Origin of the sequence: Paenibacillus sp. OK060, assembly GCF_900101205.1 — a bacterium.
In the GTDB taxonomy this organism is placed as follows: domain Bacteria; phylum Bacillota; class Bacilli; order Paenibacillales; family Paenibacillaceae; genus Paenibacillus; species Paenibacillus marchantiae.
The window spans coordinates 175,824-188,099 of sequence record NZ_FNFR01000008.1 but is presented as its reverse complement, the minus strand read 5'-3'; the positions used below and the strand labels follow the sequence as shown (position 1 = coordinate 188,099).

At 47.6% G+C, this 12,276-nt stretch carries 9 protein-coding genes; 7 read left to right on the top strand and 2 right to left on the bottom strand.

Translation table 11 applies throughout. From position 1 onward, the window contains the following. The first annotated feature begins 230 nt into the window (after positions 1-230). Together trxA and uvrC are read left to right on the top strand one after the other, a co-directional pair. The gene (trxA, locus tag BLS14_RS26180; RefSeq protein WP_036605788.1) at positions 231-548 is read left to right on the top strand and encodes a thioredoxin; all 318 of its coding nucleotides are present in this window, start codon (positions 231-233) and stop codon (positions 546-548) included. A 350-nt stretch (positions 549-898) separates the two neighbouring features. After that, complete coding sequence (uvrC, locus tag BLS14_RS26175; RefSeq protein ID WP_079696661.1) at positions 899-2,989, top strand: excinuclease ABC subunit UvrC; 2,091 nt, start codon at positions 899-901, stop codon at positions 2,987-2,989. Here the strand turns inward: uvrC and BLS14_RS26170 are convergent. After that, on the bottom strand, positions 2,958-4,655 hold the full coding sequence (locus BLS14_RS26170) for a CPBP family intramembrane glutamic endopeptidase (protein ID WP_064635731.1): 1,698 nt from the start codon (positions 4,653-4,655) through the stop codon (positions 2,958-2,960). The genes uvrC and BLS14_RS26170 overlap by 32 nt on opposite strands. A gap of 475 nt (positions 4,656-5,130) precedes the next feature. Here BLS14_RS26170 and BLS14_RS26165 point away from each other — a divergent pair, with 475 nt between their 5' ends. Both BLS14_RS26165 and BLS14_RS26160 read left to right on the top strand, forming a co-directional pair. Beyond that, the gene (locus BLS14_RS26165) at positions 5,131-6,465 is read left to right on the top strand and encodes a TrkH family potassium uptake protein (RefSeq protein WP_063566174.1); all 1,335 of its coding nucleotides are present in this window, start codon (positions 5,131-5,133) and stop codon (positions 6,463-6,465) included. 17 nt (positions 6,466-6,482) lie between these two features. Then, positions 6,483-7,154 (top strand): potassium channel family protein, encoded by a 672-nt coding sequence (locus BLS14_RS26160; protein ID WP_063566090.1) that lies wholly within the window; start codon positions 6,483-6,485, stop codon positions 7,152-7,154. Positions 7,155-7,209: 55 nt separating this feature from the next. Here BLS14_RS26160 and BLS14_RS26155 read toward each other — a convergent pair whose 3' ends face one another. After that, the gene (locus BLS14_RS26155; RefSeq protein ID WP_063566089.1) at positions 7,210-8,133 is read right to left on the bottom strand and encodes a LysR family transcriptional regulator; all 924 of its coding nucleotides are present in this window, start codon (positions 8,131-8,133) and stop codon (positions 7,210-7,212) included. Positions 8,134-8,445: 312 nt separating this feature from the next. Between BLS14_RS26155 and BLS14_RS26150 the strand changes: the two genes are divergently transcribed. The 3 genes from BLS14_RS26150 (at position 8,446) to sdhB (ending at position 12,131) form a co-directional block, all read left to right on the top strand. Next, positions 8,446-9,114, top strand: coding sequence for a succinate dehydrogenase cytochrome b558 subunit (locus BLS14_RS26150; RefSeq protein WP_063566173.1), 669 nt, complete (start codon positions 8,446-8,448; stop codon positions 9,112-9,114). Positions 9,115-9,157: 43 nt separating this feature from the next. Then, complete coding sequence (sdhA, locus tag BLS14_RS26145; RefSeq protein ID WP_063566088.1) at positions 9,158-10,900, top strand: succinate dehydrogenase flavoprotein subunit; 1,743 nt, start codon at positions 9,158-9,160, stop codon at positions 10,898-10,900. Between the two features lie 466 nt (positions 10,901-11,366). Then, on the top strand, positions 11,367-12,131 hold the full coding sequence (sdhB, locus tag BLS14_RS26140) for a succinate dehydrogenase iron-sulfur subunit (protein WP_063566087.1): 765 nt from the start codon (positions 11,367-11,369) through the stop codon (positions 12,129-12,131). Positions 12,132-12,276: the final 145 nt, after the last annotated feature.

Here is a 12,276-nt window from a genome sequence, read left to right as displayed (position 1 = left end):
CTTACAGGGAACTGAAGCCCGGAGTAATTTTAGTATACTTGGAAAAGAAAGCGTTTGTAAAGATTTTGCAGTGAACCTGCTAGTTCCCCAATTGTGAAGATTTGATGTTGGGAAGATGAACATTGATGCGTTCATTTCACAACATTAGAGTTGCTGTGTTATACTGGAAGTGTCGTTCGCGACGTTACAGGTTAAAATAAACCGTAAGTATATATAAGGAGGACAATTTCATGGCTATTGTTAACGTATCCGATCAATCCTTCAACGCTGAAGTCGAAGGCGAAGGAACGGTTCTTGTTGATTTCTGGGCGCCTTGGTGTGGTCCTTGTAAAATGCTCGCTCCAATCTTGGAAGAGCTGTCCACCGAAGTTGGCGATGCAGTGAAAATTGCTAAAGTCAATGTGGACGAAAATCCGGAATCCGCTTCCCGCTTCGGCGTAATGAGCATTCCAACATTGATCTTCTTCAAAGATGGTCAACCGGTTGATAAAGTGGTTGGTCTGAACTCAAAAGATGCTCTCAAAGGAATTATCGAAAAACACCAATAATTAACCAAGATTTCACATACGCCTCCGGTTATGCGCCGGGGGCGTTTTGCGTCGAATACTTTCATATAGGACAATATAAGATATACTATTTATTATAAGGTGAAACTGAAATTTACATGAACAACGGAGAGGGCAGAAATGACTTGTAGAAACGAAGTGGTCGCCTAAAAGCTTTCTGAAAGAAAGCTACTTCGGAAGCATGCCCTATCCCCGGATTTATACGTTATAAGAAAAGAATCAAAGAAATCTGGGGATAACAGCGATCGAAAGGTCATTCTGTCATCGGAGTGCCTCATGTAAGGTGAAGCTATCAGCTTTCTCAGTAATCGGGAAGGAGGACCCACCGAATTATGGATGAATTCATTACAAACGTGCAGGAGCAGGAGAAGGCACTAGAGCAGATTCGCCACAAGCTGGCTTTGCTGCCTGACATGTCCGGCTGTTACCTGATGAAAAATAGTGAAGGTACTATTATCTATGTAGGTAAAGCCAAAGTGCTGAAGAATCGCGTAAGATCATATTTTATCGGCAGTCATAATGGGAAGACACAGCGCCTGGTGTCCGAAATCCGTGATTTCGAATATATCGTTACCGGCAGCAATATGGAAGCACTCATTCTGGAGTGTAACCTGATCAAGAAACATATGCCGCGGTATAACGTGTTGCTCAAGGATGATAAGACGTTTCCTTACCTTAAAATTACGAATGAAAAACATCCCCGACTCGAAGTGACCCGGCGGGTGCTCAAAGATAAAGCCAAATACTTCGGACCTTATCCGAATTCATATGCGGCACACCAAACGAAAAAACTGCTTGACCGGATGTATCCGTTACGCAAATGCGGCGTAATGCCGAAGGAAGTATGCCTGTATTATCATATGGGACAGTGCCTCGCTCCCTGTGTGCAAGAAGTGGGCAAGGAGCAGTATGATGAGATCTCCCAGGAGATCAGTTCATTTTTGAGTGGCGGGCATGAGGAGATCAAAAAGGATTTACAGCGCAAAATGCAGGAAGCGGCTGAGGATCTATATTTTGAACGTGCCAAGGAACTTCGGGATCAGGTCATTGCCATTGATGCGATGATGGAAAAACAGAAAATTACGATGGCGGATGCCAGAGACCGCGATGTGTTTGGTTTTGCCATTGATAAAGGCTGGATGTGTGTCCAGATTCTATATATGCGTCAGGGGAAAATGATTGAACGACACGTGTCGACGTTCCCGTTTTACGGTGAGGCATACAGTGACTTTATGTCTTACGTGACCCAGTATTACAGTGATAATCCAGCGTTGCCACAGGAGATTTTACTGCCGGAAATGCCAAAAGATATGGCAACTGATGACGGTGGTGCGGATGATATATCCGATGGTGATGGAGCGGTACCTGCGGCGGTGACAGCCGAGTCAGAAGAGACAACGCGATTGGCGCAAGATTCTGTGGTTGAGCTACGTGTTGCCGAGGCCCGTGCATCTTATGGTGATAGCCAACCCGAAGCAGAAGCGGAAGAAGCTACGATGGTTATCCTGGAAGACGCTGTTGCTCAGGAAGATGTATCGGCTGATAAACAGCCCCCAGGTCTTGAAGATCCTTCTCAAGTCGCAGCAGCATTGCAGGAATGGCTGGAAATCAAAGTCCACATTCCGCAGCGTGGATTGAAACGCCAGATGATCACCATGGCCGTGGATAACGCACGTGTGGCACTGGAAGAGAAGTTCCGCCTAATTGAGCGGAATGAAGAACGGACATCGAAAGCTGCTGAAGGACTGGGACGTTTTATTGGACTGGATCAGCTTCACCGTATTGAAGCGTTTGATAACTCGAACATCCAGGGTACCAACCCGGTATCTGCCATGATCGTATTTACCGATGGTAAACCGGATAAGAAGGAATATCGGAAGTACAAGGTCCGTTCGGTTGAAGGACCGGATGATTATGAAACGATGCGAGAAGTTATCCGTCGCCGTTACGAGCGGGTGTTGAAGGAAAACTTAACCCAGCCTGACCTGATCGTGGTTGATGGAGGCAAAGGGCAGATCTCAGCAGCCGTGGATATTTTGGAAAATGAGCTGGGGCTGTTTATTCCGGTATGCGGTCTGGTGAAGGATGCGAAGCATAAGACTTCACAGTTGATGATCGGCAACCCACCGGAAGTCATCTCCTTGCCTCGGGATAGTCAGGAGTTCTACCTGTTGCAGCGGATTCAGGAAGAGGTCCACCGTTTTGCGATTTCGTTCCACCGCGAGCAGCGTGGTAAATCGATGGTGACTTCCCGTCTGGATGCCATTCCGGGGATCGGAGAAAAGCGGCGCAAGCTGCTGCTGAAGCATTTTGGCTCTTTACGCAAAATAAAAGAGGCCAGCGTCGAAGACTTCCGGCCTCTATCTATTGGTGACAAGCTTGCGAATCAAATTATTGCAGCACTTCGTGATGAGGAGTCGTGACATACGGCTTCTCTTTTTGTTTTGGATTCATCCTATAGATGACATAACCAACGATGGCCGGAAGCACAATCCAGAAGAGTCCTGCGGAAATGTTCAGTGCATCACCCATGAAGATCAGGCTTAACCCCATCAACAGGCTGTCAAAGATAACATGCGCGAATACAACGGCGATGAAGCCGTGGCGCAGCATGATCAGACTGAACAAAAGTCCGATGACAGTAAGCTCTATTGGACGTGTGATCACCGGATAGATCGGGTACAGGGTGTGTCCCAGAGCCCAGATCAATGTTGGGATAAGGCAGGCGATGAACGTATTTCGTACCACCTTCTGCATCATGCGAATCCCGAACAGGCGATAGACCGTTTCCTCACCGATCCCGGCCATCCAAGCCATAATCGGGAAGATCCAGGCATAACTCATGTTGTATGTGGACTGGTCAGCCGATGTTGTTGACCAGCTTCCAATACTGCGCTCCAGAATAAAGAACAGTACGGATTGCACACCCAGTAGAATCAACGCCCATAAGTAGCCTGTATACATACTGTGCAGTACATATTTGCCGTATCCGGGTTCTTTGGCCCGAGGCCAAGGATTCAGACCGATTTTGCGCCACATGCCGTCACCGGCAACGAGCGACAGATAGATGGTTGCACTCATAACCAGCGTTATCCCAGCTTGCATCACCATCAGGAAGGTCAGCATAAAATTAGATAGCCCCTGCGCCTGAAAGAGCGGGATCATGTTCAGTGTGCCAATCACGGAAGCCGCAAAGTATACCAAGGACAGAACGATTCCGCGTTTGAACGACGTGTTTGCCCTCGTCAGAATACTGTAGATGATCGCGAGCACGCCAAGCACAAAGGTCAGGAAAGCATAACCGCCGTAAGTCATCCAGTTGGCTTGCCGAGTCTGATTTTCTACATAGTCAGTATGGGAGTCAGGGACTGAGAAGACCGATTCGAAGGAGCGAACGGCTCCGTTTTCAAACGTAAAATTCAGTTCCAGCTTGGAATCTCCAATTTGCTTTTCATTATCTGTGTATTGCAGCCCCGCTTCTTCTTCACGGGTGTCCAGTTGAAGTTTCGGTACAGTATACCCGAATTCGCCAAGGACGCTAGCGGCAAGCTGCTCTTTTTCATTTAGAGAAAGGTTATCTTCAGCTAAACGTTGGGCAGCATTCACTTTGCTTTTGTCCTGCTCAGCCTCAATGGATGCATACAGGGAAGAAGGCAGTTCGCGCTTGAAACCGACAACTTTTCCTGTTCTCATATGTACGTCAACATTCAAATAACCGCCTTTGTCCTGATCGGGCAAACGAACGCGGTACACATCGTAAGGATAGGTTGTTTCCCATTTCTTGTTATAGGTTTCTAACTGTTTGGTTTTGGCCATATACCCATAAATATCGGAATGGGTTTGGTACGTCACCAGCTCGTTTCCGGTATCCGTCGGAAGGGTATAATCAGGTAGAGAAGCTGCAAAAGATCGTGCCGACTCCGCCGCTTTCTCCTTGCTTATGAAGGAAGTAGACTGGATATCAGTCGTTTGCGATGAGGTGGCAGGAAAGATTTGAAAAACGAAAAACAGAATCAGACCAATCGCCGCAAGCAACCCTAAACGCTTGAAGTTAGCTTTGAGTACCAAAGGCTGCCCTAAGGGATTCATTTAATATTGTTCCTCCTTTATTAATGTGGATATTAAAGTAAAGATAGCACAGCCCAAGCCCCGAATGCCAATGGCGAAACGAGAAGTGGTGCAAATGCATGAAAACGAATGAAAATGATCGAAACAATCTGATCTATCCGTCGCCATATCTGAGTTTTTCCCTTTTTGACGGAATTCGATGCTATTTACACAAAAATCGTTTTGTGTACAAACGTCGCAGCGCTTATAATTTTGAATCAAATGTCCAATATTCCGCATGTCTTTAGGCTAACAAGGGAACGAATAGAAGGTATAAAAGGCATTCCAACCTAATGTATATGTATTACAGCGAAAATCATACATGTTTACGCTCCGAAATAGGGCTTTCCAAGGGCTTGGCTATTCCGTCAAGTGATATGGAAAAGCACTTCGGAGAAAGGCTCCACGTCGTGGGGTCATTTTCTTTTTGGCAGAGGTGGATGATACTCAAGTGAAAATGAATGTTCAATGGATGCGTCTATCGCCACCCCGAATTCTGGTCCTAGGGTTCGCGGGTATTATATTGCTCGGGACACTTCTGTTGATGCTCCCGACATCCAGTCGAAGCGGGGTCAGCCTTCCTTTTATTGACGCACTCTTCACTGCGACTTCTGCAGTCTGTGTAACGGGGCTGGTTGTGGTGGATACCGGTACTCATTTTTCGACGTTGGGTCAGATTATAATTGCAATCCTGATTCAAATTGGCGGTCTTGGCTTTATGACGATGTCGACACTGGTGGCGATTGCATTCAAACGGCGGATCTCTCTGCGTGAGCGGTTGATTTTGCAGGAAGCGATGAACCAGAGTACGATGGAGGGGATTGTCCGCCTTATTCGCAAAGTTGTGATCTACTCGCTCATATTGGAAGGCATATGTGGCACGTTGTTCGCCATTCGGTGGTCGTTTGATATGCCAATGGGGCAGGCCATCTATTATGGATATTGGCATGCCATCTCCATGTTTAACAATGCTGGGTTTGATATGTTCGGGGAATTCCGCAGCTTAACCGGGTATGTGTATGATCCGCTCGTGAATTTTACTGCCATGTTCCTGATTATTGCAGGCGGTATCGGTTTTGTTGTTCTATCTGATCTGGTGGAGTATCGGAGGACGAAGAAGCTTTCGTTGCATTCCAAAGTGGTATTGCTGACGACAGGTTTGTTAATCGTATTTGGCGCACTGGTTATTTTTGTTTTTGAATTCAGCAATCCCCGGACACTGGGTGGTTTGAACTGGGGTGGTAAAATTCTCGGTTCGTTCTTTCAGTCGGTTTCCCCAAGAACAGCAGGGGCGAATACGGTAGACATTGCTGGCCTGAGACAGGCAACGCAATTTTTCATCATTATATTAATGTTTATTGGTGCTTCCCCCGGTTCTACTGGAGGCGGCATTAAAACAACCACATTCATGATTATGGCCGGAGCTGTCTATGCCATGATGCGTGGACGGGAAGATATCGTCTTTTTCAGATATCGGCTCCTACAGGAACGGATTTTCAAAGCACTGACGATTACACTGCTTGCCCTGTTGCTCATTATTGCCGTTACGATGGTGCTTAGTACGACGGAAGACAGCAGTTTTTTGATGATATTATTTGAGACGACATCCGCCTTCGGTACCGTTGGTTTATCTATGGGGCTTACACTGAAGCTGACCACGATCGGCAAGCTTTTGATCTGTTTCACCATGTTTGCAGGACGTCTTGGACCAATTACGCTCGCGTATGCACTCGGACAGAAAAAGGGTAAAGAGTTGTACAGGTATCCGGAAGGCAAAATGATTATTGGATAAGGGGTTCGTGAAGAACAATGAAAACACAGCAGTTTGCGGTAATTGGGCTAGGGCGCTTTGGCTCCAGTCTGGCACAGGAATTAATGGAGCTTGGTTATGAAGTGCTGGGTATCGATAAAAATGAAGAAGTCGTCGAAGACATGAGTGAATTGGTCACCCATGCCGTCGTCGCGGATTCAACTGATGAGGAAGTGCTGCGCTCCCTGGGCATCCGTAATTTTGACTGCTGTGTTGTTGCCATTGGGGCTGATATCCAGACCAGTATTCTCACTGCTATTTTACTGAAGGAACTCGGTGTAAAAACAGTTGTGGCCAAAGCCATTTCAGTTCTTCATGGACGGGCACTGGACAAGCTGGGGATCGATCGTGTCGTTTATCCTGAGCGTGATATGGGAATTCGGGTTGCCCATCAGCTCGTCACCCCGAATCTGCTGGATTATATCGAATTGTCCGATGATTACAGTATTGTGGAGATGAAGGTTCCAGCCTGTCTGCATAATAAAACGCTGTCCACTCTGAATGCTCGAGTACGCTTTGGTTGCAGCATTGTAGCTCTGCAAAAGGAAGCCGGGGTTATCATTGCCCCGACTGCACTGGACTCGCTTCAGATGGGTGATATCATGGTGATTATCGGCATGAATGATGACATTGACCGTTTTGAGGAAGAAGTGATCAGCCAAGAGAGCTAGAGCTGAGTCTATTAAATGAAAGCAGAGCGTTGAGCTCGGCTGATTAATATGAATGCTAAGGCGTCGTAGTCCTTCGTGAGGGCAGCGGCGCCTTTGCTGTAAAGAGAGCAGCCGTTTCCCTGACCCACTGTCTGGAGGTTTGGCTGAGGTCTTCCTTTTCCCCATAGATCATGCAGGTTGTGCGCCGGGTCTGTTGCAGTTGCGGCAGATATACCGAGACAAGATCATTGTCCGCAAGCAATTGAGGGCGGAGATACGACTTGGGCAACAGGGCTGCTGCTTTGCAGGTAGGCAGAAGACGGACAATCGCTTCAAAGGAATCAATCTCCATGCGAATATCCGGCATCACGGCGCAGCGCTGAAACAGGTCGTCGGTTAATTTTCGATACCAGGTTCCTTTGGAGAACGTAATCATCGGCAGATCTTGCAAATGTTCCATTCCGGCTTCTTTACCTGATAGGGGATGCGTTAAGGGCACAACCAGCTCCAGATGATCATCAAAGAGCGGCACACAGTTTAGCCCGGCTTCACTTATAGAAGAGGCAACGATACCTACATCAGCTTTTTTATCCCGCACAAAAGAGACAATTTCATGTGTTTTCCCCGTCACCAGCTTGATTTCCGCATTCGGATGTTTCTCCATAAAGGCATTTACCAGCGGTGGCAAAGTGGTTTGAAGCGTTGTCAGACTGGCTCCAAGCGTAATGGAGCTTTGTTCTTCGTCCTTGTACTGGGCCAGCATGGTCAGAAATTTTTGTTGCTGCTGTTTCTGCTCTACCGCGAAAGTATAGGCGAACTGGCCTACGCTGGTTAATTCAAGTCGTTTACCACGGCGATGAAAGAGCGCTACGCCGAGCTCATCCTCCAATTTGGAGATTTTGCGAGACAGCGCGGGTTGTGACAGATTCAGCAATTTCGATGCACGGTTCAGACTGGACTGCTCTACAACCGCCGCAAAAGCGTTTAATTCCTCGAACATGAGCACTAACCTCTTTTCTAATGAACGTATGAACGTACTTTGCGTGAGGCATCTCCTTGTCAAATATTTCTCCATGTTGTATGGCCTGCACGACCGATGTTTATAACTTATACCTATAGGTTATAACATTTAATAATTATATTGCAATTCCCTTATAAGAAAAAAAGGAGTAACATGAATCGTGACACAAGTTGTTCACACCTGAAGAAAACGGAACAATTTGTCGAACCTTTCCTTGGGAAAGGTTTGTGTCATGATAAGCGAATTTTATTTATGAAAACGTTGTATTTAGCGAAAGGGGATCGACATTTTATGAAAGGGTTTTACTCCAGAAAGCTGCACTCCTTGCTTGGCGTCATTCCGCTCAGTCTGTTTTTCATTGAGCATATGGTGACGAATTTCTCGGCAGTTGAAGGCGGCAAAGAAGGCTTTAACGATGCAGTTGCATTTCTGAATGGCCTGCCGCTCGTGATTGTACTTGAAACGCTTCTCATCTGGTTGCCGCTGTTCTATCACGGTGTATATGGTTTGTACATTGCCTATCAGGCCAAGCCTAACGTGGGACGTTTTGGCAATGAGCGCAACTGGCGCTATACGTTGCAGCGCGTCAGCGGTGTCATTACGTTTGTGTTCGTCATCTGGCATATTTGGGAGACTCGTTTCCAGGTTGCGCTGGGGAATGTCACACACGAAGAGCTTGGCGGTGTCATACATGGCATCGTGATGAACCCGGTAACGTTTATTTTATATCTGATCAGTGTGGTTGCGGCATCCTATCACTTTGCGAACGGTTTGTGGTCGTTCCTGGTTAGCTGGGGAATTACCGTCGGTCCGCGTGCGCAGCGTGTATCTTCGTACATCTGCATGAGCTTGTTTGCTATCGTAGCCATCATGTTTATTGTATCGTTGCTTGCTTTCCGGAGCATGGATTTCCAGGTAGCCACTTCGATGATTGACGCAGTTAAGACAGTTCTGATTTAAGCATTTGGACTTTAAATGCTGACTTATAAGGGAGTGAACAGCAATGGCATCATCTAATGTAATTATTGTGGGCGGAGGTCTCGCGGGATTGATGGCGGCGATCAAATCGGCTGAAGCCGGAGTCCATGTTCATTTATTTTCACTGGTTCCCGTTAAAAGATCCCATTCCGTATGTGCCCAAGGCGGTATCAACGGTGCGGTAAATACCAAGGGTGAGGGCGACTCCCCATGGGTACACTTTGACGATACAGTATACGGCGGTGACTTTTTGGCGAATCAGCCTCCAGTCAAAGCGATGTGTGAAGCCGCACCAGGCATCATTCACCTGATGGACCGGATGGGCGTAATGTTTAACCGGACACCGGAAGGTTTACTTGATTTCCGTCGTTTCGGCGGAACGAAGCATCACCGTACAGCGTTTGCCGGTGCAACGACAGGACAACAATTGCTCTACGCATTGGATGAGCAGGTGCGTCGCTGGGAAGCGGCCGGTCTCGTGACCAAGTATGAGAACTGGGAGTTCCTGCAGGCGGTTATTGATGACGAAGGCATCTGCCGCGGCATTGTAGCACAGGATCTGAAAACGATGAAGGTACAGACGTTCCCGGCTGAAGCAGTTATTCTGGCGAGCGGCGGCCCTGGCATTATTTTCGGTAAAACAACCAACTCGGTTATCAATACAGGTACTGCCGCAAGTGCGGTGTATCAGCAAGGTGTAAATTACGCGAACGGTGAGTTCATTCAGATTCACCCGACAGCCATTCCAGGCGATGACAAGCTGCGTCTGATGTCCGAATCGGCTCGTGGTGAAGGTGGACGGATCTGGACGTACAAGGACGGTAAGCCTTGGTACTTCCTCGAAGAAAAATATCCGTCATACGGTAACCTTGTTCCGCGTGATATCGCGACGCGTGAAATTTTCAGCGTCTGCGTGGATATGGGCCTAGGCGTGAACGGCGAGAACATGGTATATCTCGACTTGTCACACAAAGATCCGAAGGAGCTGGATGTGAAGCTCGGCGGAATCATTGAGATCTACGAGAAGTTCATGGGGGATGACCCACGTAAAATCCCAATGAAAATTTTCCCGGCAGTCCATTATTCCATGGGCGGCATGTGGGTAGATTATAACCAAATGACCAACATTCCAGGACTGTTCGCAGCTGGTGAATGTGAATACCAATATCATGGTGCGAACCGTCTGGGTGCAAATTCCCTGGTATCAGCAATCTACGGTGGTATGGTAGCTGGACCGAAAGCAGTTGAATATATCAAAGGACTCAAAAAATCGTCCGCAGATATCAGTTCTTCCGTATTCGAAGGTTATACTAAGCGCCAAACCGATAAATACGAAGGCATCCTGAACATGCAGGGCAATGAAAATGCCTATGTCATTCACAAAGAGCTTGGCGAGTGGATGACGGCGAATATGACGGTGGTACGTTACAACGATAAGCTGGAAGCGACCATCGGCAAAATCAAGGAATTGAAAGAGCGTTACGGCAAAATCAACATGTACGACACTTCCGGTTGGAACAACCCGGGTGCAGCATTTACCCGTCAGCTGTGGAACATGATTGAACTGGCAGAAGCGATGACTTTGGGCGCACTGCTGCGTAACGAAAGCCGTGGAGCCCATTACAAACCAGACTTCACCGAACGTAATGACGAGGAATTCCTGAAAACAACGATCGCAAGCTGGTCGAAGGAAGGTCCAAAAATTTCGTACGAGCCTGTAGACGTTTCCCTGATCCCACCACGGATCCGGGACTACTCGAAGGATTAAGTAAAGCGAAATTTCGGTCTATTCATAAAGTTAAAGACTTAGCATCTTTAACGGAAAAGCACTAGACACATAGAGGCAAAGCGTACACGGAGCTTCTCAATGTTACTGCCACCAGAATGAATGGAGTGCAGCTTCCAACAAAGTGACCCTGCGTGCACGACGTAGCGGAGGAAGCGGAAATGCCCAGAAGAAGCGAAGCGCTCGCCCTGCTGCATAACATCAAGAGGATTTTATTTTATATTTACATGGTCTAAAAGTTAACACCTGAACGGAGAAGGCAGAAGAATACTGAAGAAGCGAAGCGTTCGCCTTTATCCCCGGATTTCCAACCTTATAAGGTGGATCAAAGAAATCTGGGGATAACAGCGATCGGAAGGATCTTCTGCCAGCGGAGTGACCATGTGTGAACATTGTGGTCTTGTAACGATAGCAATCAATCATCGTCACCAAAGGAGGGGACAACGATATGACGGACACAGCTACAGCAAAAAAAACCGTCAAGTTTATCATCACCCGTCAGGACAACCCGGAGTCATCTTCGTACAACGAAGAGTTTGAGCTTCCGTACCGTCCCGGCATGAACGTTATTAGCGCCCTGATGGAGATCCAGCGGAACCCGGTTAATACAGAAGGCAAGTCCATTGCCCCGGTCTGCTGGGAATCGAACTGTCTCGAAGAAGTCTGTGGAGCATGCTCCATGGTCATCAACGGCAAGCCGCGTCAAGCGTGTGCAGCCCTGATCGACAAGCTCGAACAGCCAGTTCGCATCGAACCGATGAAAACCTTCCCGGTGGTTCGTGACCTCGTCATCGACCGTACCCGGATGTTTAACGCCCTGAAACGGGTTAAAGCGTGGATTCCGATTGATGGTACCTATGACCTTGGTCCAGGTCCGCGGATGCCAGAGAAGAAACGTCAGTGGGCTTACGAGCTGTCCAAATGCATGACATGTGGTGTATGCCTCGAAGCATGCCCGAACGTGAATGAAAAAACAGACTTTATCGGTCCGGCAGCTCTTTCTCAAGTACGTCTGTTCAATGCTCACCCAACAGGGGAGATGAACGCTGAAGACCGCTTGGAAGCACTTATGGAAGACGGAGGTATTGAGGGCTGTGGTAACTCGCAGAACTGCGTACGCTCTTGTCCAAAAGGTATTCCGTTGACTACCTCCATTGCCGAAATGAACAAACAAACAACCAAACACATGTTCAAACGCTGGTTGGGTGTGTAATCTAGTCATATCAAATGCAGAACTTCGGATCTGCACCATTAGAAGAAGTCGTGATCCTTGGCACATATAGCCTAAGATCCCGGCTTCTTTTTCTGTACTCGCAAAGGAACCGGGCTAATCATGCAGAATATGGTATACTAAGGGG